The organism is Bradyrhizobium sp. 160 (assembly GCF_023073735.1).
Taxonomy (GTDB): Bacteria; Pseudomonadota; Alphaproteobacteria; order Rhizobiales; family Xanthobacteraceae; genus Bradyrhizobium.
Window position 1 is genome coordinate 82,708 of the sequence record NZ_JADPKD010000057.1, and the last position, 26,102, is coordinate 108,809.

At 64.8% G+C, this 26,102-nt stretch carries 22 protein-coding genes and 1 pseudogene; 7 read left to right on the forward strand and 16 right to left on the reverse strand.

Features of this window, described 5'->3' with window-relative positions:
* The first annotated feature begins 346 nt into the window (after nt 1-346).
* Genes glgC through IVA98_RS23245 form a run of 3 tightly spaced genes read left to right on the forward strand, consistent with a single transcriptional unit; the run spans nt 347 to nt 3,352 of the window.
* Complete coding sequence (gene glgC, locus IVA98_RS23235) at nt 347-1,609, forward strand: glucose-1-phosphate adenylyltransferase (protein WP_247306418.1); 1,263 nt, start codon at nt 347-349, stop codon at nt 1,607-1,609.
* Nucleotides 1,606-3,060: a glycogen synthase GlgA gene (gene glgA / locus IVA98_RS23240; protein WP_247355611.1), complete on the forward strand. Its 1,455-nt coding sequence runs from the start codon at nt 1,606-1,608 to the stop codon at nt 3,058-3,060. Before glgC ends, glgA begins: the two co-directional genes overlap by 4 nt.
* A gap of 31 nt (nt 3,061-3,091) precedes the next feature.
* Nucleotides 3,092-3,352 carry a SemiSWEET transporter gene (locus IVA98_RS23245; protein ID WP_247306424.1) on the forward strand — a complete coding sequence of 87 codons (261 nt, stop codon included), beginning with the start codon at nt 3,092-3,094 and terminating at the stop codon, nt 3,350-3,352.
* A 32-nt stretch (nt 3,353-3,384) separates the two neighbouring features.
* Here IVA98_RS23245 and IVA98_RS23250 read toward each other — a convergent pair whose 3' ends face one another.
* A complete protein-coding gene (locus IVA98_RS23250) occupies nt 3,385-4,182 on the reverse strand; it encodes a DODA-type extradiol aromatic ring-opening family dioxygenase (protein ID WP_247355612.1) in 798 nt (265 codons plus the stop codon).
* A 155-nt stretch (nt 4,183-4,337) separates the two neighbouring features.
* Here IVA98_RS23250 and IVA98_RS23255 point away from each other — a divergent pair, with 155 nt between their 5' ends.
* Nucleotides 4,338-4,517, forward strand: a complete 180-nt coding sequence (locus IVA98_RS23255) for a hypothetical protein (RefSeq protein ID WP_247306430.1) — start codon at nt 4,338-4,340, stop codon at nt 4,515-4,517.
* A gap of 7 nt (nt 4,518-4,524) precedes the next feature.
* Here IVA98_RS23255 and IVA98_RS23260 read toward each other — a convergent pair whose 3' ends face one another.
* Together IVA98_RS23260 and IVA98_RS23265 are read right to left on the reverse strand one after the other, a co-directional pair.
* A complete protein-coding gene (locus IVA98_RS23260; RefSeq protein WP_247355613.1) occupies nt 4,525-5,997 on the reverse strand; it encodes a carboxylesterase/lipase family protein in 1,473 nt (490 codons plus the stop codon).
* 80 nt (nt 5,998-6,077) lie between these two features.
* Nucleotides 6,078-6,287 (reverse strand): hypothetical protein, encoded by a 210-nt coding sequence (locus IVA98_RS23265; RefSeq protein WP_247355614.1) that lies wholly within the window; start codon nt 6,285-6,287, stop codon nt 6,078-6,080.
* 227 nt (nt 6,288-6,514) lie between these two features.
* Here IVA98_RS23265 and IVA98_RS23270 point away from each other — a divergent pair, with 227 nt between their 5' ends.
* The 3 genes from IVA98_RS23270 to IVA98_RS23280 all read left to right on the forward strand — a co-directional run bounded on the left by IVA98_RS23270 (nt 6,515) and on the right by IVA98_RS23280 (nt 10,004).
* Nucleotides 6,515-9,205 (forward strand): flavin-containing monooxygenase, encoded by a 2,691-nt coding sequence (locus tag IVA98_RS23270; RefSeq protein ID WP_247355615.1) that lies wholly within the window; start codon nt 6,515-6,517, stop codon nt 9,203-9,205.
* Between the two features lie 135 nt (nt 9,206-9,340).
* A complete protein-coding gene (locus IVA98_RS23275) occupies nt 9,341-9,613 on the forward strand; it encodes a hypothetical protein (protein ID WP_247306439.1) in 273 nt (90 codons plus the stop codon).
* 85 nt (nt 9,614-9,698) lie between these two features.
* The gene (locus IVA98_RS23280) at nt 9,699-10,004 is read left to right on the forward strand and encodes a hypothetical protein (protein WP_247306442.1); all 306 of its coding nucleotides are present in this window, start codon (nt 9,699-9,701) and stop codon (nt 10,002-10,004) included.
* Between the two features lie 48 nt (nt 10,005-10,052).
* On the opposite strand, the gene IVA98_RS23285 is transcribed toward IVA98_RS23280, so the two are convergent.
* The 13 genes and pseudogenes from IVA98_RS23285 to IVA98_RS23345 form a co-directional block, all read right to left on the reverse strand.
* Nucleotides 10,053-10,229, reverse strand: a complete 177-nt coding sequence (locus IVA98_RS23285; protein ID WP_247306445.1) for a hypothetical protein — start codon at nt 10,227-10,229, stop codon at nt 10,053-10,055.
* 91 nt (nt 10,230-10,320) lie between these two features.
* A complete protein-coding gene (locus IVA98_RS23290) occupies nt 10,321-10,839 on the reverse strand; it encodes a septal ring lytic transglycosylase RlpA family protein (protein ID WP_247306447.1) in 519 nt (172 codons plus the stop codon).
* 149 nt (nt 10,840-10,988) lie between these two features.
* Complete coding sequence (locus IVA98_RS23295; RefSeq protein WP_247306450.1) at nt 10,989-11,156, reverse strand: hypothetical protein; 168 nt, start codon at nt 11,154-11,156, stop codon at nt 10,989-10,991.
* A gap of 27 nt (nt 11,157-11,183) precedes the next feature.
* Nucleotides 11,184-12,434, reverse strand: a complete 1,251-nt coding sequence (locus tag IVA98_RS23300) for a DUF1501 domain-containing protein (RefSeq protein ID WP_247306452.1) — start codon at nt 12,432-12,434, stop codon at nt 11,184-11,186.
* 2 nt (nt 12,435-12,436) lie between these two features.
* On the reverse strand, nt 12,437-13,897 hold the full coding sequence (locus IVA98_RS23305; RefSeq protein ID WP_247306453.1) for a DUF1800 domain-containing protein: 1,461 nt from the start codon (nt 13,895-13,897) through the stop codon (nt 12,437-12,439).
* 120 nt (nt 13,898-14,017) lie between these two features.
* Complete coding sequence (locus IVA98_RS23310) at nt 14,018-16,393, reverse strand: M56 family metallopeptidase (RefSeq protein WP_247355616.1); 2,376 nt, start codon at nt 16,391-16,393, stop codon at nt 14,018-14,020.
* A gap of 121 nt (nt 16,394-16,514) precedes the next feature.
* Complete coding sequence (locus IVA98_RS23315; RefSeq protein ID WP_247306457.1) at nt 16,515-16,922, reverse strand: BlaI/MecI/CopY family transcriptional regulator; 408 nt, start codon at nt 16,920-16,922, stop codon at nt 16,515-16,517.
* Nucleotides 16,923-17,141: 219 nt separating this feature from the next.
* Nucleotides 17,142-18,794, reverse strand: a complete 1,653-nt coding sequence (locus IVA98_RS23320) for an NAD-dependent malic enzyme (RefSeq protein ID WP_346657734.1) — start codon at nt 18,792-18,794, stop codon at nt 17,142-17,144.
* 148 nt (nt 18,795-18,942) lie between these two features.
* Nucleotides 18,943-21,273: a mechanosensitive ion channel domain-containing protein gene (locus tag IVA98_RS23325; protein WP_247306459.1), complete on the reverse strand. Its 2,331-nt coding sequence runs from the start codon at nt 21,271-21,273 to the stop codon at nt 18,943-18,945.
* 1,002 nt (nt 21,274-22,275) lie between these two features.
* Complete coding sequence (locus tag IVA98_RS23330) at nt 22,276-23,313, reverse strand: patatin-like phospholipase family protein (protein WP_247306461.1); 1,038 nt, start codon at nt 23,311-23,313, stop codon at nt 22,276-22,278.
* The gene (locus tag IVA98_RS23335; protein ID WP_247306464.1) at nt 23,310-24,239 is read right to left on the reverse strand and encodes a polyphosphate kinase 2 family protein; all 930 of its coding nucleotides are present in this window, start codon (nt 24,237-24,239) and stop codon (nt 23,310-23,312) included. The genes IVA98_RS23330 and IVA98_RS23335 overlap by 4 nt, the downstream gene beginning before the upstream one ends.
* Nucleotides 24,172-25,219, reverse strand: a pseudogene (locus IVA98_RS23340) (branched-chain amino acid ABC transporter permease). Before IVA98_RS23340 ends, IVA98_RS23335 begins: the two are co-directional and overlap by 68 nt.
* Nucleotides 25,216-26,097: a branched-chain amino acid ABC transporter permease gene (locus IVA98_RS23345; protein ID WP_247278555.1), complete on the reverse strand. Its 882-nt coding sequence runs from the start codon at nt 26,095-26,097 to the stop codon at nt 25,216-25,218. Before IVA98_RS23345 ends, IVA98_RS23340 begins: the two are co-directional and overlap by 4 nt.
* Between the last annotated feature and the right edge of the window lie 5 nt (nt 26,098-26,102).

Here is a 26,102-nt window from a genome sequence, read left to right on the forward strand (position 1 = left end):
TGACGTTTCGCTTGGAAATGGATCGCATCGCCATGATCGAACATCCTTGCGCCTAGTCAAAGCCTCGAATTTGCGTGCGGCGCACAAGTGCCCTTCACGTCTCGCTGCGAGACGGCCGCTGGCGGGCCAGCGCGCCTGCTCGGTCGCCATGTGACACCGGCGCGACGCCGGAGTTCGGTGGCCAAGAACGGCATCAGGGCAAAGCATTAAGCTTCCCGCGCTCGCAACTAACAACCTACTTCCCGATTTACTATTCGTACCGTTACTATCGGTTCCAATGGGCGCGGGACCGCGGGGCTTCTCGCGACAAAAGGCCTCGGCAAGCGCCAGAGCGCGGGAGGATGACATGAGTGCCGTCGGTAGTGAACCGCTTGCCCGCCAGGCGCTGGCGTTCGTCCTCGCTGGCGGACGCGGCAGCCGGCTTTTGGAGCTGACCGACCGGCGCGCCAAGCCGGCGGTCTATTTTGGCGGCAAGTCCCGCATCATCGACTTCGCGCTGTCGAACGCGGTGAACTCCGGCATCCGCCGCATCGCGGTCGCCACCCAATACAAGGCGCACAGCCTGATCCGGCACCTTCAGATGGGCTGGAACTTCTTCCGCCCCGAGCGCAATGAGAGTTTTGACATTCTCCCGGCGAGCCAGCGCGTCTCCGAGAACATGTGGTATGTCGGCACGGCGGACGCGGTCTACCAGAACATCGACATCATCGAATCTCACGCCTGCCGCTTCATCGTCGTGCTGGCCGGCGACCACATCTACAAGATGGACTACGAGGTGATGCTGCGCGAGCATGTCGAGAGCGGCGCCGATGTCACGGTAGGCTGCCTCGAGATGCCGCGCACGGAATCATCGGGCTTCGGCATCATGCATATCGACGAGAAGGGCTGGATCCAGTCCTTCCTGGAGAAGCCGAAAGACCCGCCGCCGATGCCCGGCAAGCCGGACGTCTCGCTGGCCAGCATGGGCATCTACGTGTTCAATGCGAAATTCCTGTTTGATCAGCTCAGGCGCGACGCCGAGGACCCGGACTCGAACCACGATTTCGGCAAGGACATCATTCCATACCTCGTCAAGAACGGCCGCGCGTTCGCGCACCAATTCTCGACCTCCTGCGTGCGCTCCAGCAGCCACAACGGCGCCTATTGGCGTGACGTGGGCACCGTCGACGCCTATTGGTCCGCCAATATCGATCTCACCGATGTCGTACCGGAGCTCGACCTGTTCGACCGCGCCTGGCCGATCTGGTCCTATGCCGAGATCACACCGCCGGCCAAATTCGTCCACGACGAGGAGAGCCGGCGCGGCCAGGCCGTGAGCTCGCTCGTCTCGGGCGGCTGCATCATCTCCGGCGCCTCGCTGCGCCGCTCGCTGCTGTTCACCGGTGTCCGCATCAACTCCTATGCCAATGTCGAGAATGCCGTGATCATGCCCTACGTGAATGTTGGGCGCGGGGCTCGCTTGAAGAACGTCGTGATCGACCGCGGCGTCGAAATCCCCGAGGGCCTCGTCGTCGGCGAGGATACCGAGTTTGACGCCAAGCGCTTCCGCACCACCGAGCAGGGCATCTCGCTGATCACCCAGCCGATGATCGATGGGCTCAATAAATGACGCCTGTTCGCGTCCTCGCGGTCGCTTCTGAAGTCTACCCCATCGTCAAGACCGGCGGCCTCGCCGATGTCGCCGGCGCGCTGCCGGTTGCGCTGAAGGCGCATGGCGTCGAGATGCGCACCCTGATGCCCGGCTATCCCGACGTGACGCGGCTGCTCGCCGGAGCGGAGGAAATCCGGCGCTGGCCGGATTATTTCGGCGGGCCTGGACGCCTGCTCGCAGCCTCGCACGACGGCCTCGATCTGTTCGTGCTCGACGTGCCGCATCTCTATGCGCGGCCGGGAAATCCCTACGTGACCAGCGAAGGCGTCGACTGGCCGGACAACGGCGTGCGCTTCGCCGCGCTCTCGCGCGTCGCCGCCGATATCGGCCACGGCCTGGTTCCGGCTTTCGTGCCCGACATCATGCACGCCCATGACTGGCAGGCGGGGCTTGTGCCGGCCTATCTGCATTATGACAACCGACCGCGGCCCGGCACCGTGATGACCATTCACAACATGGCCTATCAGGGCAAGTTTGCTCCCGAGCTGATTGGCGCGATCGGCCTGCCCTGGCACTCCTTGAACGTCAACGAAATCGAATATTTCGGCGGCATCAGCTTTTTGAAGGCGGGCCTGCAATTTGCCGATCGCATCACCACGGTGTCGCCGACCTACGCGCGGGAGATCCAGAGCGACGAAGGCGGCATGGGATTCGGCGGTCTGCTTCGCGCACGCGCGAGCGTGCTCAGCGGCATTCTCAACGGCATCGACATCTCGGTGTGGAATCCGCAAACCGATCCGCACATCGCCTACCGCTTCGGCGCGGAAGACCTGACGTTCCGGGCCGCGAACAAGGCGGCGCTTCAGCAGCAGTTCAATCTCGATTCCTCCGACGAGGCGCCGTTGCTCGGCGTCATCAGCCGCCTGTCCTGGCAGAAGGGACTCGATCTCCTGCTCGAGGCCATTCCAACCATACTGGGTGAAGGCATGCAGCTCGCGCTGCTCGGCAGCGGCGATCGCGATCTGCAGGACGGCTACCAGGCCGCCGCACGCGCCAATCCCGGCCAGATCGGAGTCGTGATCGGCTATGACGAGATCCTGGCGCATCTGATCCAGGCCGGCTCGGACGCGCTGATCGTGCCGTCGCGCTTCGAGCCGTGCGGCTTGACCCAACTCTGCGCGCTGCGCTATGGCGCCGTCCCGATCGTGTCGCGCGTCGGCGGGCTCGAGGATACCATCGTCGACATCAGCGAGGCCGACGCATCCGGCCACGATGCCACCGGTTTCAAGTTCAGCCCCGTGACGGCGGACGCCCTCGCCGGCACGCTGCGCAAGGCCAACACCGTCTTCCACGACAAGCTGACCTGGCGCCGGCTGCAATTGAGCGGCCTTGCGACCGACGTCTCCTGGCGCAACCGCGCCGGCGACTATGCCGCGCTCTACCGCGACCTCATGGCGGCCCGCGCGTGAGGCATGGCCGAATCCATGCTATAGAGCCGGGATGGACCCCTTCGCGATCAAGCTGCTCGGCTTTGCCGCCGCCACCTGCACCACCGTCGCCTATGCGCCGCAGTTCATCAAGGTCTGGAAGACGCGCTCGGCGCGCGACATCTCGCTCGGCATGTTCCTGGTCATGGTGCTGGGCCTTGTGCTCTGGCTCCTCTACGGCCTGCTCTCCGGCGACGGCCCACTGGTCGCCGCTAACGCCATCACCATGGTGCTCGCCGGCGGCATCCTGTTCATGAAGCTGAAATACGGGTGAGGATGACTCTCTCCCTTATCGGAGAAGGAAGATCACCCACCAAACACATAAGACGCCATTGCCACGCCCGCGACCTCGTCGACGAAGACGCGGCGGCCAATGTCGCTGCCGGCGGCGCCGGCGGCGACCATCAGCGGCAACAGATGGTCCTCGCGCGGATGCGCGAGGCGCGCGCTGGGCGCGTTCTCCCAGTCGACGAGCATGGCGTTGCGCCGTGTCGCATCCGGATTGCTGATGGCCTCGTTCAAATAGGCCTCGAAGTCGTACGAGACCGGCTTGGACTCCGGTCGATTGAAGCCGCGCATGTTGTGATAGGTCAGCCCGCTGCCGACGATCAGGACGCCGTCGTCGCGCAGCGATGAGATCGCCTGCCCGAGCCTGATATGCTCGGCCGGATCGTAGCTCGACTTCAGCGACAGCAGCACGATAGGCATGTCGGCGTTCGGATACATCAGGCCGAGCGGCACGAAAGTGCCGTGGTCAAAGCCCTGATCGGGATCCTCGCGGCAATCGAGCCCGGCGCGCGTCACCAGCGCCTTCACTTCGGCTGCGAGCTCGGGCTGGCCCGGCGCCGGATATTTAAGGTGATAGGTATGCTCGGGGAAACCGTAATAGTCGTACACCATCGGCGGATGCGCCGAGGTCGACACGGTGAAGGCGTCGGCCTCCCAATGGCCAGTGATGACAAGCACAGCCTTCGGCCTTTTCGGCAATACTTGCGGTAATCGGCCGAACTCCCCGGCGGTCTTCGCATATTGCACCCGTCCGTCCTCCATGAACGGCCAGGGGCCACCACCATGCGACAGGAACAGGGTTGGAAATCGCGTCATCAGGCTCGTCTCGCTGGCAACAGGCGCGTGCGAGCTGCCCGCGCAGTTCGCGCCGAGCATAGGCAAACCGGGATGGTTAGCAAGCCGTTAACGATTTGCCTTCCAAAATCCCGCCGTGGCCGAAGCAGTCGGCCTGAAGACAAGTGAGACGTGAGATGAGGAAGTTTGCGCTGGGGGACGTCGTCAACAGTGACAAGGGTCGCCGCGGCGTCGTCCGCGCCGCCTACAAGTCGCGGGACGGCCAGCAGTTCTATGCCATCGAGAAGGACGGCGCGATGGACTATCTGGAGGAAGACCGACTGAGCCCGGCGCCGCGCGTCGAGCTCGCGGCATAAATCCCACTCATTTCCTGCCCTCACCTGCGATCCGATCGAGACGCTCCGCGAAGGGGTCGTCTCCGCTCGCGATACGATCGTCCGCGATCAGCAGCAGCCGATCACGGTCTGCGGCCGCGTCCCAATGGGGCAAACCGGAGCCATTGGGATCGCCGCTTTTCGCAAAATTGATCCAATAGCCGCGGATGCGGCTCGCGACCTCGCGATCTGCTCGCGAGAAGATTCCTGCACCGGGCACGCCTTCGACACCGAAGATGAACTGCAACTCGCGTCCATGCCCATGATCAGGATTTGCGCGCTGCGCTTCAGGCACATAGCCAAAGCGATAGCGGAAGGTCAGCGCGCCGCTTGCGGCATGCAGGCGCGCAAGCAGCCTCACCGGCTCGGAGAAGTCCTTGTCGGTGAAGAATCTTGCGGCGCGATCCGATGACCTCGCAAGATCCGGATAAAGGCTGCGCAGGTCATCGCTTGTGACGCCTGCTGACGCCAGCTCCTCCTCCACACTGAGTTCGCTGTCGAAACCCGTCTCGTCGTCGTTCGAGCCGATGATCAGGGGAATGCGGCTTTGGTGTCCCGCTGCAAAGCCCGCGGCGACGTCCTCAGTCACCAGGCTTCTATCCAGCATCGGCGCAAAGCTGCGCGGCGATTTGTCCAGCAGCTGTTTTGCGACGGCAAGCAAGCGGCTCGGCCCAACTGCGCGCAAGTCCGTCCGCTCTCCTAGCGCGGCGACGAACTGGCGACCGACAGCCTCCGCCTCTTGCGCCGAGCGAAGGCGCGCACGACCGGGGATCGATTGCAGAATGGCTTTGTGGAATAACCCGCGCGTCTGCCGGCACAGCATCAGCAGCGCGATCGACGTCGCGCCTGCGCCGTTGCCGAACAGGGTGACGTTGTCTGGATCGCCGCCGAACGCCGCGATATTGTCGTGCACCCAATGCAACGCCGCGATCTGGTCCATCAGACCGTAATTGCCGGAGCCGCTTTCCGACAGCGCGGGATGCGTAAGCCAGCCGAGCACACCGAGGCGATAATTCACGGTGACGACGATGAGGCCGGCCTGCGCCAGCCTGGCGCCGTCGAACAGCGGATCGTTCGCGGTCCCCGTGACGAAGGCGCCGCCATGGATGAACATCATCACCGGTAGCGGACCATCGACTCCGAAGGGACGAAACACGTTCAGCGTGAGGCAATCCTCGCTCGCGCCAGGCAGCGACGGTTGAAGACAAGGCGCGCCGTAGTCGTAGGCGGTGCGCATGTCCGAGCTCTCGGCCGTCGGCTGCGGTGGGCGCCAGCGCAGCGGACCGACCGGCGGCGCCGCGTAGGCAAGCCCCTTGAAGGAGGCCACCTCACCTTCGACGGCGCCAAGCATCTGTCCTTCGCGCGTCAGCGCGAACGGAAACTGTCCGACCGGCTGGGCCAGGGCCAGGCCGGCGCAGCCCAGAACCGCGGAAGTCGCAACAAGCGCGAGCAAGGACCGCATCTTCTAGATATCTCGATGCGAGAAAGGGTTCCCGGCAGGTTATGTCCCTGACCGTCAGCGAGGCAAGTCTCTCGCCGCGTCTAACTCCCCTTGGCCAGGAGCTCCGCCAGCGCGCGGCGGGCGACGATGCCGAGCTCGCCAAGCGTGGAATGTCCCGACTGCGCCGCCTCGATCAGGCGCTCGGCGATGAACCTGCGGCTGTCGTGATCGCCGCCATGCGGCAGTTGGCGGCACGTCTCCTCCAGGACGACGTCCATGTTCGCTTTGGTTCGCTCACTCAACTCTGTCATGACGCCCTGGGTACGCGTGGCTAGTAAGCGCAAGCATACACAGAAGGATGTAGTCTGATTAGCCCGGACAATCCCGGCGATTGTGCATCGCGATGCGTGTATCGTCACAAGCTTCGCGTGGCCACGATGACGCCGCAAACGACTACCGAAGATTGCACTTGTCCTGATGACAAGCCGAACCTGCAGCGATAGCCTGCCGGCAAAACAAAATACACGGGAGAAATGCCATGCCTGACGCAATGGTCGCCGCACGCGAATCGAGGGCGGCGAGTGGAGCAGCCCAACAGGTCGACGTCGCCGTGGTCGGCGCCGGGTTTGCTGGCCTCTATCTCCTCCATCGCCTGCGCAAGGCCGGCTTCAAGGCGATCGCCCTTGATGAGGCCGGCGACGTCGGCGGCACCTGGTACTGGAACCGCTACCCGGGCGCCCGCTGCGATATCCAAACCATCGATTACAGCTACACCTTCGATCCGGAGCTCGAGGCGGCCTGGACCTGGTCCGAGAAATACGCGACCCAGCCCGAGATCCTGCGCTATCTCGGCTTCGTCGCCGACCGCTATGACCTTAGGCGCGACATTCGCTTCAACACCAAGGTCAGCGCAGCCACATGGGACGAAGCGACGGGGCACTGGCAGCTCACCACTGACAACGGCGCGCCGGTCTCCTGCCGCCACTACATCATGGCGACCGGCTGCCTTTCGGCGCCAAAGCCGCCCGAGATCGACGGCGTCAAGGATTTTGAGGGCGAAGTCTATTTCACCGGACGCTGGCCGCATGACGGGGTCGATCTCGCCGGCAAGCGCGTTGCCGTGATCGGCACGGGCTCGTCCGCCATCCAGTCGATCCCGCTGATCGCCGAACAGGCCGCGCATCTGACCGTGTTCCAGCGCACGCCAAATTTCGCGCTGCCCGCGCATAACGGCCCGGCGCCCTGGGACCGCATGAGCCTGCTGCAAAGCGACCGCGCGGCCTATCGCGCGCAGGCACGCCAATCGATGGCCGGTGTGCCCTATCCTCAGCAGACCGCGGTGAGCTGGCAGCTCAGCGACGCCGAGCGTCGCGCGCGCTTTGAAGAGGCATGGGGCAAGGGCGACCTCGTCTATATCCTGACCCAGCTCTGGGCCGACCAGGCCGTCGACGTCGACGGCAACAAGATCGTGCAGGACCTGATCCGTGAAAAGATCAGCGCCGCGGTCAAGGATCCCGAGACCGCAGCGGCCCTGATGCCGCACGATCATCCGTTCGGCGCCAAGCGTCCCTGCCTCGATACCAATTACTACGCGACCTTCAACCGGCCGAACGTCACGCTGATCAATCTGCGCCAGGAACCGATCAAGGCGATCACCGCAACCGGCATCACGACTGCCAAGCGCAGCGTCGACCTCGACGTCATCGTGTTCGCGACCGGTTTCGACGCCATGACCGGAGCGATCCGTGCCGTGCATCCGATCACGGGACGGGGCGGCCGATCGCTCTCGGATGTCTGGGCGCAGGGACCGCAGACCTATCTCGGCCTCACGGTCGAGGGCTTCCCGAACTTCTTCATGATCACCGGCCCCGGCAGCCCGTCGGTGCTGTCGAACATGGCGGTGTCGATCGAGCAGCATGTCGACTGGGTCGTCGATCGCCTTGCGGAGCTGCGCGATGCCGGCTTCACCACGATCGAGCCGACCGAAACGGCGCAGGCCGCCTGGGGCCGGCACATGGCCGATTGTTCGATGCTGACGCTGCATCGCCTCGCCAACACCTGGTACACGGGCGCCAACGTGCCCGGCAAGGTCCAGGGCCTGATGCCCTATACCGGCGGCGTCGGCCCCTATCGCAGCATCTGCGACGAGGTGGTCAGCCGCGGCATGCTCGGGTTCAGGCTGACCGGCCCCAACGTCGCGACGCAGTGCAATGACGGCGAGGTGGTGCGCCTGCAGCCGGACGTGCGGCTGGTGCTGAACCTGCTGACGTCGCTGAACCTGCCGCCGATCGAGTCGATGGGCGCGCTCGGCGCCCGCGCCTTCGTCAACGAGTTCAACAAGGGCCGGCCTGCGGGGCGGCCGATCGGCGACATCGTCGACGGCACCCTGCCAGGTACCGACGGCACGCTGCCTTACCGTGTCTACAAGCCGGCAACGCCGGGCCCGCATCCGCTCGTGGTCTATTTCCACGGCGGCGGCTGGGTGCTCGGCGACGAGCAGTCGGACGAGCCGTTCTGCCGCGACATGGTGCGGCGGACCGGCATGATCTTCGTCAGCGTCGGCTATCGCCATGCGCCGGAGCACCGCTTCCCCACCGCCGCCGAGGACGGCTATGCGGCAACGCGCTGGATCGCCGAGCATGCCGCCGAGCTCGGCGGCATGCCGGGGCCGGTGCTGGTTGCAGGCTGGAGCGCCGGCGGCAACATCGCCGCTGTCACCTGTCAGCTCGCACGCGACCGCGGCGGTCCCGAGATCGCCGGCCAGCTCCTGGTCTGCCCGGTCACCGACTGCACCTTCGATCGGCCCTCTTACAACGACAATGCGACCGGCTACTTCCTGACGCGCTCGCTGATGTACTGGTTCTGGGACCTCTATTGCTCGCCGGCCGACCGCACCGACCCGCGCGTCTCGCCGCTCCGCGGCAAGCTTGAAGGATTACCGCCGGCCTTCGTCGTCACCTGCGAGTTCGATCCGTTGCGCGACGAGGGCGTCGCCTATGCCGAGGCGATGGCCGCCGCGGGCGTTCCGGTCGAGCACCTTCGGGCGCGCGGCCATTTCCACTCGTCGTTCGCGATGGTCGATGTGGTGATCACCGGCGTGCCCGGCCGGGTGCAAATGGCCGGAGCCTTGCGGCGCTTCGCGGGACTTCCGCCGGAGGTCAGCCGCGGCGACGAGAGCAGCCGGGGCAATGACAGTCCGGGGCACAGAATCGCGGCCGCCGCGAGCTGAATAGGGACAGGGCCGCCGGGAACCTTTTCCCGGTTGCCGCGTTGAATGTTCGTGGCATTGAGATGCAGCGACAAGTGTGTAGGCCCCGGCACGCGACCCCGTGTGCTGGGGTCGTCTTTTGCGTGAGGCAGGACGATGGGGGACGTGGTCGGGGAGTCAAAGGTCAATTTCGGCGCGCTTGCGGTGCTGTATAAATGGCCCTCGCTTGCAAACCAGCGAAGGCTGGACAGAGATCCCTACCAGGTGAGTGAAGGCACGCTCGACGAGTGCATCTCGGTCTTCATGCAGAAGCCCGCGACGACTCGGCACCTCTATGAGATTCGCACCGTGGCGCAACCACCGCTCGTCACGGAAATCCTTTCGCCCGAGCATGTCATCGAGCTCTCGCGCTTAAGGGAATTTCTCTGACGGCCTTCACAAGCACGCGAGCAGGAACCTTCTTCCGGTTTTTCCCGTTGTCAGGGATCGGAAGCAAAGACGTGAGCGCCTCAAGATGCTTGACGCCGGCGTGTCATCTCCCGTCGTGCCCTACGGCGCAGACCAGACCCTGTTCGTGGTGATCGATCGCCGCGACGAGGCGACCGAAATCCGCATCGAGCGCAGCGATCTCGAAACCACCATCGGCGAGCTTGTCGCCGGATGCTTCAACGACCCGATCAAGGTGATTTCATTCAACACGCTCGAGCATTGGATGAAGGACATTTCGACCGATGTCGCCGGCGAGATCCGTGCGCGCTGCGACATCGACGGTGTAGAGCTGCCTGATTATCTCAGCGACTTCGTCGAAAGCCACCGCTGAGCGGGCGTTGTTTCAATTGCGCAGATAGGGAAGCAAGCGCGGATGCGCTTAGCTCGTGGTTCGCCGGAGCTGGGCGCGCCGGTGCTTGCCGCCGATCACCTCGATCTCGCGGCGGCGCTCGCCCGCGAAGGTCAGCAGCTTTTCGATTGTCAGCGCATCCGTGATCCGTTTGGCAAGCCGCTCAGCGCGCGCGGCCTGATCTTCGAGATACTGGATCGTGTTCAAGCGCCGCCTCCCCAAAGCCCCGGATTTGCTGGACAGGTATGGTGCGACAGAGCAACTAACAGCCGGTTAAGCGCTGCGATGGGCTTGAGGCTCATTGCACGACATCGAGGCGGACATTGGTGATGCCTTTGTCGACCATGCCGAGCGCCTCGGCCGCGGAAGGGGAGATATCGACCACGCGTCCGCGAACATAGGGCCCGCGATCGTTGACCCTGACGGTCACGAAGCGGCCGGAGGAGGTATCGGTCACCCGCAGCTTGGTGCCGAACGGCAGGCTCGGATGCGCCGCGGTCAATTCGTTCTTGTCGAACTTCTCGCCGCTTGCGGTCTCCGTATCCGAATAGAAGCTGGCAACGCCATGCGAGGCGGTCTGCTTTGCGTCACCGTCGGAGCCGCGCGACCTTATGATCGGCCTTGGATGCAGCGCCGCCACCCTGTGCGGGCGCTCCACCGCGGCCTGCCGGCTGGTGCCGGCGAGATCGGCCTTCTGGCGGCTGACCGGCGATTGCGCGCAGGCGGCGAGCGAGGCGGCGCTGCCGATCGCGAGCAGCAGACGGCACGAGGTTGCGAAGGAAATCCGGGCAGTTTCGGCACGTGCAATGCGAGACATGGTACGCCCTCCGAACGGACCCGATTTTCGGTGGGCAATGAGGGCAGAACCTTGTCGGAACAAAAGCAGGGCTGAGGCCGCCGCCGTTTCGCGCCAGCTGTGACGATTCCACCACACTGGCCTTGTCCTGAATCGGAACAGGCGCGGGTTCAGCCCGAGACGACGCGCCAGCCGATCGGACGGGCCTCTGGTTGAACCTCGCCAGCTTCGCTGTCTCCCTTCAGGAGCCGCATCAGCTCACGCCGATAGAGCCGCCGCCAGCCTGTCTTCAGGCTGACGAGAAAGTCGAGCTCCAATTGTGTCGGCGTGAACATCATGAACCTGATCCAGTTGCGCGGGCGTCGTCAGCCGACGAGGCCGCCCATCGGCTTGACGTCGGCGCTGCCGGGGAAGACCGTCTCGGCGAGAACCTTCTCCTCGACGCGCAGGTGATCCCTCAGAAGGCCCTTCAGCACGGCACGCAGATCCGTGGTCGGCTTGAGGTCGCGATCCTCATAGAGCTGCGCCGGCTTCAGCCCCGGCCAGTCCGCGATCACGCGGCCACCCGCAAGTCCGCCACCGATCAGGAAAGCGACCGTGCCGGTACCGTGATCGGTGCCTTGCGTGCCGTTGATGCGCGCGGTGCGCCCGAACTCGGTGACGACGGCGACGACTGTCTCCTGCCACGCCGTGCCCATATTGCTCTCGATTGCCGCAAACGCGCCGTCGAGCGCGCCGAGCAGGTTGTAAAGCTGACCGGAGGCCGCGCCTTCGGCAATGTGCGTGTCCCAGCCGACGAAGCCCATGGCGCCGACGCGCGGTCCGTCAGGCTTGGCGAGATAGCGCGCGGCAGTGCCGGCAGCCTCGGCGAAGTAGGCACGCACGCGCGCCATGCCCGGAGGCGCCAACGTCGGATCGTCCGACATCGGATCGCCGATGCCAGCTGCGCCGCCGAGTGAAGCGAGCTTCATGCGCCCCTGCAGCACGGTCGCGAGCTTCGGATCGGTGTGCTGATAGAGATCGAGCAGACGGTTCTGCGTATCCTCGCTTGCCGGCAGCAGCTTCTGCGGCACCCATGTCATCACTGGAGCGGCGCCACGTACCACCAGCGGCGTCACCGAACCAATGCCAAGCGCGCGGCTGCCGCGCGGATCGACGCGGCCGCCCGATTCCAGTGCGAGCAGCGCGCGGTTGAGCCATCCCGAGCTGGTCATGCCGGGCTTGACAAGCCCGCTCTCCAGCACGTCCTGGCCGTCGAAATGCGAGCGCTCGCGATAGGGCGTCGCCGTGGCGTGAACGATGGCGGCCTTGCCGCTCTTGTAGAGCCTGTGCAGGTTCGGCATCGCCGGGTTGAGGGCGAAGAAAGAATCCAGCGGCAGAGCCGCCGGCTTGCCATCCAGCACCAGGGCGCGGTCGCCGCGCAAGGGGGTCCAATCGGGATCGCCGACCGGCGCCACAGCACCTAGACCATCGAGCGCGCCGCGCAGGACGATGACGAGCAGGCGCGGGTCGCGTCCTTCGGCGTGCGCGATCCGCGGCATCTGGCTCCATGCGAACAGTGCACCGGAGCCGACCAGAAGCTCGCGCCGCGTGGGCAGGTGATTGACGAATCCCATGCTCACCTCCTCTGAAAATCCGCCGACATGAACAACAGCGCCAGCGCCTGCTGCCGACTCTCGGCACGGCTGACCGCTTGCTTCGCCTCGGGCGCGATCTGCGAAGCGAAGACGTCGTCGATAATGGCTTGCGGATCGGCCATGCCGGCGACGCGCTCGGCAAAGCTGCTCGCGACGTCGAGCCGCCGGCCGACGCCGTCGATCCAGCTGGCCTCGTCGTCCGGATAGCCCTTGGGCGCGGGGGGACGCCACAGCGGCTCGCCGAGCAGCTGCTGGCCGCCGGTGTAGAGGACGGGATCGACCTGCGTGATACCGGTTGCGCGCACCATCCCGACGCCCCATTCGCCTGGACGCTTGAGCTTTGACGGCGGCGCCCGCCAGGCCTCGTCCGACGACACCATCGCGATGGCGACCTGCTTGAGATCGCCATCGGTATCGCGAAACGTCTTGGCCATCTGCTCGACCAGGGGCGGCGGCGGCTCGTCGGCGACGAAATGGCGCGCGAGCTTGGTCGCGACATGGGTCGCCGTTGCCGGATGAGCGGCGAGATCGCGCAGCACGGCGCGGCCCTGCTCGACATCCTCCTGCTCATAGCGCTTGCCGAGCACGGTCTGTCCGCCGGGCTCGTGCAGCCGCGGATTGAAGGTAAACTCGCCGCCATGCTGCGGATCGGCGCCCGGCGGCACCAGCGTCCAGCCGGTCATGACGTTGGCGAAGCCGATGACGTCGTCCTGGGTGTAGCCGGTGCGCACGCCGAGCGTATGCAACTCCATGATCTCGCGCGCGATGTTCTCGTTGAGGCCGCGGTTGCGGTTGATGCCGGCGATCGAGTTCGCTCCCATTGAGTCGAGATTGTCGAGATAGAACAGCATGGCCGGATGGCCTTCGACGGCCTGCAGCAAGTCGACGAAGCGGCCGAGCGCATGGGCGCGAACCGCTTCGCGCTCATAGGCGCCGGACATGCTCTGGATCTTGTTGGCCGAGATGCAGAAATGGTTGGACCAGAACCAGACCAGCCGCTCGGCAAAGCCGATGTCGGCGGCGAGCGCGGCCTCTGTGCGCAGCTTGGCCTCCTGCAAATACGTGGGACGTCCGGGATCCGGAATGGCCTCGGCGGCCTGCTTCGCCGCCGTCTCTGCAGCATCTTTCTCCTGCGCATAGCCCAGCGCCTGCCCATCGGGCTGCGCCTGAGCCTGATCACCCGAAACCATCTGCTGCTTCTTGGCCTGTTGCTGCGCCTGCTTGGCGCGTGCCGCTCGCCGGGCATTGGCATCGGCGACGGTGCGATAGGCCTTCGCGCTGGAGGGCAGACCGCTCGCCGCGGCGAGCGCGAGGGGGCGGTCGAGCTCGGCGATCAGCGCGCCGCGCGCGTCGCTCCCGACGGAGGCAATCGATCCTGGCCGCGGCCCCATTCCGAAGCGGTGCAGCGCCAGCACGGCTTCGGCCTTTGCGGAATTGCTCATGGCGAATGCCCGATTCTTCGCTACGGTCTGTAATGCTACGCATAGTAGCATTTACGAGGGCGCACGCACAAGCGGACATTGTAGCAGCCCCCCTCAAGTCATCCGGTACCGACGCTGTGCCTAGAAATTCGGCCCGAGCGCGATCTTCGTGATCGTGCCGTTCTTGACACCGATGCGCCATTCCGCCGAGCCGTTGGCGAACTGGGCGATATAGATGTCGCTGTCGAGCGCGGTAACGCCGCGGAAGGAGACCGCGCGCAACGCGCCGAGCCGCGCCAGGATCGCCTGATCGAAAGGAAGCTGCTGACGCGTTATGTCGGCGACTTCCGACGTCATGTGCTCGTAGTCCGGCTGCCCCTTGCCGAGATTTTCGATGTAACGGCGCAGCATCTCCTCGCCATTGGCGATCGGAACGGCGCGGCGCGCGGCGCGCCCTGGGCGCGCGCCAACGTTTGAGGCTTCGACATTGTGGAAGCGTGTCTGCCGGCCCGGCACCAGGATCTCCAGACACCGTCCCGACTTGTCGGCGATCATCCAGGGATTGTTCACGGTGGTGGTGGTGAACCAGGTCATATTGGACCTGACGATCTGCGCCTTGCGATTGCCGTCCGCATCGAGATTGGAGACCTGGATGTCGTCGCCCAGCTCGTTAAAGATCATGACCCTGATCGGCGACGTGCCGGCGCGACCGCGAACGTTCGCCTCCTCCGCGCAAGGCACGATGCCGCCGAGCTCGTCATTGCCGTCGGCGCGGAAGATCACATCGCCCGCCTTGCCGTCCGGCTCGATCAGCAGGCGGATTTCCGCGCTACCGTTCTCGAACTTCGCGCCATAGATGTCGTATCCGCCGGGGCCGACGCCGCGGAAGAAAATCGACTCCACCGCGCCGAGCGCTTGGAACGTCGTGCGCATTTCATCGAGCAGCCGGTGGGCCTTGGCCGCGAGCGGCGCGCTCATGCGATCATAGTCCGGCGTGCCGCGGCGCAGGTCTTCAATGCCGCGCAGGATCATCTCCTTGCCGCCGGCCGCCGGCACCTGCTCCCTGAATCTGTCGGAGACCTTCGCGAGGCGGCGCGCGAAATCCGCCTCGACCGCCTGAGCCACCGCCGCATCGACGCGGGTGGCGAGGCGGGCACCGAAAACTGCGCTCTGCAACAGCACGCGCGAAACCTTCGAATGCTCGTCGCGCAAAAAGATCACGAGATGGTCGCCGCCGAAAGAAAAGGCGTCGGCGCCCTCGACGAGCATTTGCGTGGCACCCTGCCCGGTCTCCTGCAACCAGAGACGGTCGCCGTCGCGGCGCACGGTGAGCACGCGGTTCGGCGCCAACCGGTACCAGCCGACATACTGATCGAGTAGCGCGAGCTCCGCGGCCGCGGCCGGCAGCTCGGCGACGCGAACCGCGCGAATATCGCGGCCGTTCATGCGCAGTGTCAGCTCGGAGGAGCGGCGTTCCGCATCGAGCGCGAAAGTGATCTCGCCCGAGGAGGCCGCGTAGGACGCCGTGCCGTTCTTTCCGACCGTCAGAGGCAATCGACGTTGGCCCGTGAGCTGGCCATAAAGCTCGCCGCCCTCGCGGAAGATCGCGAACACCGATGTCGGCCCCATGGCATAGAAATTGACGAAGGGGCGGTAATGTGGAGCCGGGACATCGGCGAGATCGGCGGTGACGGGCGCGAGATCCGGTGTGCGATAGGCGATCATGCCGGCGGACACGATCACGGCGGGGACGATCGCGGCCGCGATCGACAACCGTTTGCGCCAGCCGACCGCGACCGGCATCGCCGCGGCTGCGATGATGCGCTCGATGCGGCCGCGCACGGTCGAGGCCCGCGCCATCGCGAGCTCGAGCGGCCGCGGCTTCATGCTGGCGGCAACATCGAGCAGGATCTCCGCATAGGACAGCCGGTCGTCGATCACCTCGACGGCCCGGGCATCGCTGATGATCTCGGCGAGCTCGGCAAGTCGCGTAAGCTGCCACCACGAGAACGGGCTGAACCAGAACACCGCGCGATTGAGCGCGGCAAGCAGCAGGACGTAGAAATCGCGATTGGCAACATGCGCACTCTCGTGCGCGAGCACGGCGAGGCGCTTCTTCGCATCCCAGCCGGCAAATTGCGGCGGCACCAAAATGGTCGAGCCGAAGGTGACGGGACCGCCGACGTCACGACTGATGCGGACGTCGGCAGCGATAAGCTGCGCACCCTTCATCGGCGCCGCCGCCCGTGCCATGCGCCAGGTTAAACAGAGGCCGATCAGCAGCCGCAGCAGCAGGCAAGTGGTGACGCCGGCATAGATGACCGTAGCGATCAGCCACCAATCGATCGGGAGCCCGCTTCCGGCCGGTGAAACAATCGTCGCGCCCGATGCGACCGGCAGCGACGGCTGCGGCATCTCCAACATCGAGATGTCAGTCGGCAGAAAATCGCCCGGCGCGGGCACCGGCAAAGGCGGCCGGGCGATCGTCAGCGTCGGCCAATGCATTATGAAGGGCATCGCCAGCGACGCCAGCAGCACGACTATCTATGCCGTCATGTGAACGTGCGGATTGCGCACGCGAAACAGGATGAGACCGGACCAGACGACGCCTCCCAGCGCGAAGGAGCGCAGCGCCGCCTCAGCCAGAGTTGCGATCATCTTTCTTCACTCCCCTCGCCTTCTTGGCCTTGGCCACCTGGTCGGCCAGCGTGCGCAGCTGCTGCTGGTCGAGCATCGCATTGTCCACCATGCCGACGAGGACCTCCTCGACCGAGCCATTGCAGAACCAGTCGACGATGCGCTGCACCGCCTTTGCGGCTACGCGCGCGCGTGGTTCGGCGGCATGGTAGACGTAAGTGCGACCGTCGACGGTGTGGTTTGCATAGCCCTTTTCTTCCAGCCGGCGCAGCACCGTGCGGACCGTCGATTCCTTCAGTCGCCGCGACAGACGCTCACGCACGGTCTCGGCGGTGACGGGACCATGGGCCCAAACCAATTGCATGACCTCACGCTCGAGGTCGCCCAGTTCGGGCAAACGATCGTCCATGGCACCTGACCTTGCTTGAAATCCTGTAGCGCTACAGATCGTCGCATAAGCGGACGCAACGCGCAACGGCGATTCTACCTGAAATGGTATCGCCGTGCTGACCTAAGTGCGGCCGGACAGTCCCAAGCGCATGCGCTTTGGTCGATCCGATACGAGCCGAGAGCTCTTCACCTCTCCCGTGGGAAGAGGTGAAGCCCGGCTATGGCGACGTGGACACGGTCAGTAATGCGGCTCGTACATCTGCGACTGGACCAGGGCCTTCACGTCGTTGGGTGCAGGTCCGTCGGCGAGGCCGCGCTGATAGGCGACGTCTGCGACGGCGGCGGCGATACGGACCGAGACCTCGCGGATGCGCGGCAGCGCCGGATAAAGGCTGCCTTGCGCGAGGTCCTCCTTGCCGACGCAATCGGCGAGCGTGTGGGCGGCTGCCATGAACATCTCGTCGGTGACGAGGCGCGAGCGGCTGGCGACGACACCGAGGCCGACGCCGGGGAAGATGTAGGAATTGTTGCCCTGTCGCGGCACGAAGGTGCGGCCGTTGAGCGTCACCGGATCATACGGGCTGCCGCAGGCGAACAGCGCGCGGCCCTCGGTGTAGCGGTAGGCATCCTCCGCCGAGCACTCGGCCTTCGAGGTCGGATTGGAGAGCGCGAACACGATCGGCTGCTCGTTGAGCTCCGCCATCGCCTTGAGCACCTCGGGGGTGAAGGCGCCGCCGACAGCGGCGACACCGATGATTGCCGTCGGCTTCAGCGTCTTGATCGCAGTCACGAAATCGGCGATCGGCGCCTGGCCGGCGTTGGCATAGCGCAGCTTGTGGCCGGACAGGCCATCGCGGCCGCTGACGACGAGGCCGCGGGAATCCACCAGCCAGTTGCGCCGGAGCGCTTCGGCCTCCGCCAGCCCGTCCGCCATCATGGCGGAAACCACGAGGTCGGCGATGCCGGTCGCCGCCTCGCCAGCGCCGAGGAACAGGATCCGCTGATCCCTGAGCTTGCCGGCGGAGACGCGCAGAGCCGAGAACAGGCCGGCGAGCGCCACCGCCGCGGTGCCCTGGATGTCGTCGTTGAAGACGCAGGCCTCATCCCGGTATTTGTGCAGCAGCTTGAACGCCGAATGGTTGGCGAAATCCTCGAACTGGATCAGCACGCCCGGGAACGTCTTGCGCGCGGCCTGCATGAATTCGTCGACGAAGCTGTCATAGGCCTCGCCCGTCAGCCGCCGCTCGCGCAGGCCGAGATAATAGGGATCGTTCAAGAGCTCTTCGTTGTTGGTGCCGACGTCGAGCACGATCGGCAGGCACAGCTCGGGATGCACGCCGGCGCAGGCCGAATAGAGCGAGAGCTTGCCGACCGGAATCCCCATGCCGTTGGCGCCGAGATCGCCGAGGCCCAGGATGCGCTCGCCGTCGGTGACGACGATCAGCCTGGCCGGATAGGGCCAGTTCTTCAGGATCTCGGCGATCTGGCCGCGATCGCGCGAGGAGATGAACATCCCGCGCGGCCGCTGGAAGATCAGGCCGTATTTCTGGCAGGCGAGCCCGACGGTCGGGGTGTAGATGATCGGCTGGATCTCGTCGATGTTGTCGACGACGACGCGGAAGAACAGCGCCTCGTTGCGGTCATGCAGCGCGTTCAGAGCGACGTATTTCTCCAGATCGGTCGGGAGCGTGCGCAGATTGGTCAGGACGCGCTGAGCTTGCGTCTCCATTGTCAGCACGCAAGGCGGCAGCAGGCCCCGCAGGCCCAGCGCCTCGCGCTCGGATTCGGTGAAGGCGGTGCCCTTGTTGAGCAGCGGATCGCGCAGCAGCGTCATGCCGTGTGATTGATCGGACGATGTCAGTTGGGCAGCGACCCGGGCAGGTCTCTTCACGAATTCCCCCAAGGAGTTTCTTATTGAACGCGGACATTGTCGGCCAGCGCTCCCCCGAGATCAAGGACGTTGGGACTGAGGCATCTATTGTGATCTCGCACCGCAGCGAGATTGTCGCGCGAGGCATGCGGTTTAACGAAGCAAAAGGTTAACCGGCCGCCCGTCTTGGCGTCAGATGGGCGGCGTTGTCGGCCGGCGGCGCGATCTGCATCAAGATGGTCTGGGTCGCCGAGGCGACCTCGATGCCGCTCTGCTGGAAGCGCAGCTTCATGCGGCGGTTGAATTCGCGCTGGACCGGCCAGCGGCCGGCCTCGGTGCAGCGGATCTGGCCGACGATCGACACCATTGCGCCATCGACCTTGTCGATGCCCCAGAGCTCGAGATCGCCGCGGATCAGCGCACGGAACTCCGGCTCGCGCCGCATCTCGTCCACGATGTCCTTGAGAATCTGGCCGGCGCGATCGGTGTCTTCCTTGTAGGCGACGTTGACGCTGACGGAAGCGTTGCCGGCGCCACGGCTGGCATTGGTGATGGTCGTGACCGCACTGAACGGCACGATGTGCACGGCGCCATCGCCGGCGCGCAGGCGGATGGTGCGGATCGAGACGTTCTCCACCACGCCTGACAGCCCCGACACGCTGACATTGTCGCCGACCTGCACCGTGTTCTCCAGGAGCAGGAACAGGCCTGTGATGAGGTCCTGCACCAGCTTCTGCGATCCGAAGCCGATGGCAATGCCGACGATGCCGGCGCCCGCGAGCAACGGGGCGACATTGACGCCGATCTCGCTCAGCGTGGTGAGGCCGACGACGGTGGCAATCAGGCAGAGCAGCGCCGTCCGCAGCATCGGCTGGAAGGTGCGTAACCGCGCGGCGCGGGCATAATGGCCGTCCCGGGACAGCGTATTGATCTGCCGGTCCAGCAGCGCGTTGCTGGCTTCCCAGATCGCGGCCGCGATGAACGCTGCGACGCCGATCGTCACCACGGCCGAGATCAGCCGGCTGCCGATCTGGCCGCCGTAGAACCAGACGATCGCGTCCACGCCCCAGACTTCGAGCACCGCCACGAAGCCGATGAAGGCGATCACGCCAGATACGATCTTGCGCAGCAGCGGTAGATAGCGGTTGGCACGGATCTCGAGGCCGGGAAAGCGCTGAAGGATCTCCGGCCTGATCCGGAAGCCGCGGTCGATCAGGCTCAGCGTCAGCATGATGGCGACGCGAGTCATCAGCGCCACCACGACCGTCCCGACGAAATACTGCAAGAGCAGCGAATAGCCGTTGCGGATGTTGAGCGCCCACACGGCCCAAAGCGCAAGATCGAGCCCGATGGCAAGATAGTGCCAGCTGCCGGCGATGCGATTGCGCAGACGAGCCGCGATCCCTTGCCGGTCGGCCGGCGCACGGATGGCTTCGGCGACCTGGCGGCGGCATTGCAGGATGATGACGACGACGAAGAGGTGCACGACCAGCATCACCATGCGCAGCAGCGCGGCGTAGCCGGCACGATGCAGGCCGAGCAGCAGGGCCACATTGGCAAAGGCGATGCCGGATACGCCGACGCCGACGATGCGGCGCGCCCAGATCTCGATGTAAGCTGCGGTTTCGGCCCGAACCGGGAACAGGCCGAACGGTCCCGCCAGCGCCCGGATCACGCAGATGAGGCCGCGGGAGAACGCATAGGCATTGACGACCGCGAGGATCACGAGGCGAACAGTCGTAGGCTCGCCGATCTCGGTCCCGAGCAGCGCGGTGGCGATGCCCACGAAGACGACCACCGGCAGCAGTTCGAGCACGAGGCGTCCCAGCACGAAGGGCAGCCGCAGCAGGATCTGCCAGACCCGCGCCAGACTGTGGCGGCGCCTGTGCAGTTCGGGCGCGGGGGTGACATCGACCACCGATGACGGCGGATCGGCAATCGGCAGCGCCTGTGCTGGCAGGCGCGCGGTCTGCGGCACGCGTCCTTCCAGGAACGCAACCGGACGCCGGATCAGGCGGAACATCACCCATTCGGCCGCAAGGGCGCAGCCGAGCACCAACGCCAGCTTCCAGGCGGTCTCGATCAGGAGATTGTAGGCGGCGGGATCGTTCGCGGTCCGCATGATCCAGTAATAGAACGCCGGAAAATGCGTGAGCGTCCGCGCCATGCTGGCGATCTCGCTCGATATCGAACCGATCTCCTCCGACACGGTGAGCAGGAGCTGTGCACCGAGGCCGTCGGCCGAGAGCGGGATCGGCGATTTCTGCTCGGGCGCGGCCGGTGCAGCCTGCTGACCAGATGCATTCGCGATTGCGCGCAGCGTGTCGATCATCTGCGCACGCTTCTTGTCGTCCTGCAGTGTCTCAAGGGCACGCTTGGCTTCCTCAGGCGACAGCGCGGCCGTACTGCTCGCAGCCGGCGTCTCGGCGCGGGCGCCGCAGAGAGATGAGATCGCGAGGAAGAGAGCAGCGAGGAGCGCCGGGGCGAACTTATGCGACACGAAGATTCCTTGGATAAAACAGATGCGCCGGCGGAGTCGGTATCGTCACCACCGAAGCACATGCGTCATGTCGGATGACCGTTATTCGCCCCGGACCTGTGTCGGAAGTTGGCCTTCGAGACGACATTCTCTTGGCATTTGCCGCAATGCAGGATCGAAGATGGCACAGGCTCAGCGCAGCGAGACGTCATGAGAACACTGCGCGCAAGGGCTCTCCCGCCATTCCGCAGGGCTATCGCATCTGGGAAGCGGAATCCCTGCGGCCGATCCTTCGAGACGCCCGCTTTGGCGGGCTCCTCAGGATGAGGGCGGAGTGTGCGGCAGCAGTTGCAACGGACTCGAGGCCAATTAGCCTCATCCTGAGGAGACCGCGGCGCGGTCGTCTCGAAGGACGAGGCGCTTGCTCAGGCCGGTCCAAGAGACCATATGCGACTGCCCCGCGCCATTCCGGGAATTAGCCCGGAATGGCGACAAGGAGGGAGGAGGGACAAGGCAGGACCTAAATACGTACGCCGCGGCGGCCTCGGCGCGGCCAGCCAATGATCGACGTGATGCAAAATACAGCGCCGGGAAGGTAGGGGCTTTGCCTCACTGATGCAGCCCGCTAAACCTTGACCCGGCGTGCCGTTCGCGGTTTTTGCCGCTATGCGATAGTCCGAACGAGCTCCATCGCACTTAGCGGCTGGATTTGCGGAGGTGGTGTCATAGACCTCCCCTTGCTCATGAGGTGGACGTTGCGCGTCGCTTGTTTGCGACCGCTGTGATGCTCCTCCCGAGACACAAAACTGTCAAGCGGGATCCATGATCTGAAGGATCACATTTGAAGGCGGCGAGTTCCCTGAACGGGGCATGGTGACATCATGCTCCTGTTTTGCCCGACGTGTCAAACGGACTTCGTAAAATCCGCAAGCGCTGCGACGTGACCGGCAAGCCATTGATTCCGCTATCTGCGGCTACTGTGCATGGGGTTGTTTTCGCAGTTTTGATCCATGGCCGGCTCGCCTAGAGAAACATATCTGCCAGATCGACCGACGAGGACTTGCCGACCCGGTCGAAGTTTTGCGCCAGCCAGCTTTGCGCCGCCGCGCGGCCCTCGTCGCGCAGGCGGCACAACAGGCCCCATTCCGGGTGGAATTGCGTGGCCGTGCCGAGCTGCGACATCAGCTGGTCGTTGCCGATCCAGTGCATGTACATGCGGCTATGCCTGTTGCTGTCGAGCTCGCCGTCGTCGATCAGCCGCGTGGCGAAGGCGATCGCGCGCATTTCTCGCATCAACGACGAATTGAAGCTGATCTCGTTGATGCGGTGGAGGACGTCAGCCGCACTGGTCGGCAGCGCGTCGCGCCGGATCGCCGTGACCTGCACGATGATGACGTCGTGGCTGCCCTTGCGGTAGATGAGCGGATAGATCGCGGGATTGCCGAGATAGCCGCCATCCCAATAATGCTCGCCATCGATCTCGACGGCCTGAAAATAGGGCGGCAGGCAGGCCGAGGCGAGCACGGTTTCCGCGGTGAGAAACGGGCTCTGGAATACCTTGATCTTGCCGGTGCGGACGTTGGTGGCGTTGAGAAACAGCTGCGGCGCCTCGGGCGCGGAATTGAGCCTGTCGAAATCGACCACGCGCTGCAGCAGCGAGCGGAGCGGATTGAAGTGGAAGGGATTGAGCAGGTTCGGCGGCAGCGTATGCGTCAGCGTGTGGATGAAGGCGTGGACCGGATGATATTCCGGCGGCAGCTTCAGGGCCTGGATCCACTGGTTGAGCGGCGAGAGCAAATCGTACGCCCGGTCCATGCGCGAGACTTCGTACCAGAATGCGTGCAGGCTCTGCCGCGCCGCCTCCGCGCCGCCGTTTGCCATGCCGGAGGCCAGCGCCACCGCATTCATCGCGCCGGCGCTGGTGGCGCTGATCGCCTCGATTGCGAGCTTGCCGTCCTCGAGCACCTGGTCGAGCACGCCCCAGACGAAGGCGCCGTGCGCGCCGCCGCCCTGGAGCGCGAAGTTGACGTTCTTGCGATCCGCGGTGCCGGTGGCTGTCACTTTGCCCGCTTCTTGCCTCCCTTTCCTTCTTTCTCCAGCGCCTTGCGCACCTCGTCGAACTCCTGCAGCGAGGCCTTGTCGACACGAGGAACTTTCAGGTCCAATTTTTCGAGCGCAGCATTGATCACGGAGCCGATCACGACGCGCGCGAACCATTTGTGGTCGGCTGGCACCACGTACCACGGCGCATGAGGTGTCGACGTGTGCCGCACAATGTCCTGATAGACGGCCTGGTAGCGCGGCCACAGCGCGCGCTCCTTGATATCGTCCATCGAGAACTTCCACTGCTTGGCCGGCTCTTCCAGCCGGTCGAGGAAGCGCTCGCGCTGCTCGTCCTTGGAGACGTTGAGGAAGAACTTCAGCACCACGGTGCCGTTGCGGCAGAGATAGCGCTCGAAGGCGGAGATGTCCTCGAACCGCTCCTTCCAGATGTTCTTGGTGACGAGCTTTGCCGGCAGCTTCTCCTTGTCGAGGATCTCCGGATGCACGCGCGTCACCAGACATTCCTCGTAATGGGAGCGGTTGAAGATGCCGATACGGCCGCGCTCCGGCAGCGCGACCACGTGGCGCCACAGGAAGTCGTGATCGAGCTCCTTGGTGCTCGGCGCCTTGAAAGAATGGACCTCGCAGCCCTGCGGATTGATGCCGTCGAAGATCGCCTTGATCGCACTGTCCTTGCCGCCGGCGTCCATGGCCTGGAATACGATCAGGAGCGACCAGCGGTCCTGGGCGTAGAGCGTCTCCTGAAACGTGATCAGCCGCTTCTTGTTGGCCTCCAGGATCTCCTGCGCCTTCTCCTTGTCGAGATCGCCCTTCTCGTCGGTCTTGTGGTCCTTGAGGCGAAACTTGCCGGATCCATCATAACGGAACGGCGTAATGTAACGGTCGAGCTCCTGGGCGATCGATTTGGACGGCTTCTTGCTCATGAGTTCGGGGACACCTTACGTTGCGGCTTCAGTCGGTCGAGCACGCTACCAAGAATGCCCTTGGGAAGGAATATGATGAAAAGCACGAGCAGCACGCCATAGACGAGATTGTCCCAGCCGACCGCCTTGGTGCCGAAGCCGATGCGCAAGGTCTCCGCAAGCAGGATGGTGATGATGGCGCCGACAGTCGGGCCGAGCGAGACGAACAAGCCGCCGACGATGGCCGCGAACACCATCTGGAGCGACACGGCGATGCCGCTGACGGTATCGGGCGTGATGAACATCTGGTACTGGCAATAGATCGCGCCGGCGAGCGCCGTCATCAGCGCGCTGAGCAGCGTGATCTTCAATTTCTCCGCGGTGACGTCGACGCCGGCCGCGGCGGCGGCATCCTCATCCTCTGAGATCGCCTCCAGCGCATGGCGAGCCATGCTGCGGTCGACCCAGTGCCAGACCACGATGCCAAAAAGCCAGATCGCGAGCGCGATCAGATACCAGGTGGTCTTGTCGTCGAATTGCAGCGCCAGCAGCCTGTTGCCCGCCGCCCGGTTCGGCGTGTAGCCGAGCGAGCCGCCGGTATAATCGCGCGTCGCGGTGATCACCTGGAGCACGATGCCTGATAGCGCCAGCGTCACCAGCACGAAATAATGCCCGGTGATGCGGAAGCGGAAGCAGGGATAGCCGACGATCAGCGCCAGCGCACCGGCCGCGGCCATGCTGACGGGAATGCCGATCCATGGCGAAAGGCCGAGGTGATTCCACAACAGCGCGGTGACATAGGCGCCGATCCCCATGAAGCCGCCGTGCCCGAGCGAGACGAGGCCGAACCGCCCCATCATCGACCAGGACGTGTAGGCGAACGACCAGATCAGGATCAGCACGAGAATGTGCAGGTGATAGGGATCGCGATAGACGAAAGGGAGCGCGACCAGCGCCGCCAGACCGATCCCCCAGGCTGCAAGTCGTCCCTGCCCCATCATCGGCGCCTCGCCAGGAGGCCTGCGGGCCGGATGAACATCATGACGATGAAGAAGGCGAAGGCGAGCACGTAGCCCCATTCGAGATCGGAGAACAGGCCGCCGAGCGAGATGATCTCGGCGAACACGAAGGAGGCGATGAAGCCGCCGATGAAATTGCCTAAGCCTCCGAGCACGCAGATCAGGAACGTGATCGGCCCGAAGGAGAGGCCGACGAAGGGATGCACGTCATATTGCAGCACCAGAAGGCAGGCAGCGAGCCCGGCCAGCGCACCTCCAAGAGCCGAGGTGATGAGATAGATCCGCTTGGTGTCGACGCCCATCAGCGCCATGATCTGCCGGTCCTGCGAGATGGCGCGGATCGCGGTGCCGGTGAAGGTGCGCGTCATGAACAGGTAGACCGCAACCATGCCGACCAGTGCCGCCACGAAGGACAGCAGCCGTGCGTAGCTGAAATTCATGTCGCCGAAGGCGAGCACCGGCAGGCGGATGCCGAGATTGCGGAAGTCGATGCCGAACGCGACGGTGGCAAAGCTCTGGAGCACGAACAGCACGCCGCCGGTCGCGAGCAGTTGATTGATCGGCGGCGCCGTGAGCAGCGGCGCGATCACGAGGTAGTGGAGCGCCGCGCCGAGGAGCGCAACCAGCAGGATAGTGAAGGGCGCAGCGATGAAATAGCTGACGCCGTAATACTGCACCATGAAGTACATAGCGTACATGCCGATCATCACGAGTTCGGCATAGCAGATCCAGGTCACGTCGATGACGCCGAAGATCAGGTTGAGGCCGAGCGCGAGCAGCGCCAGCACGCCGCCGAGCAGGATGCCGTTGATCACGGCCTCCAGCAGATAAATGTCGAAGACGTCCAGAAATGCCTGCATGCCCC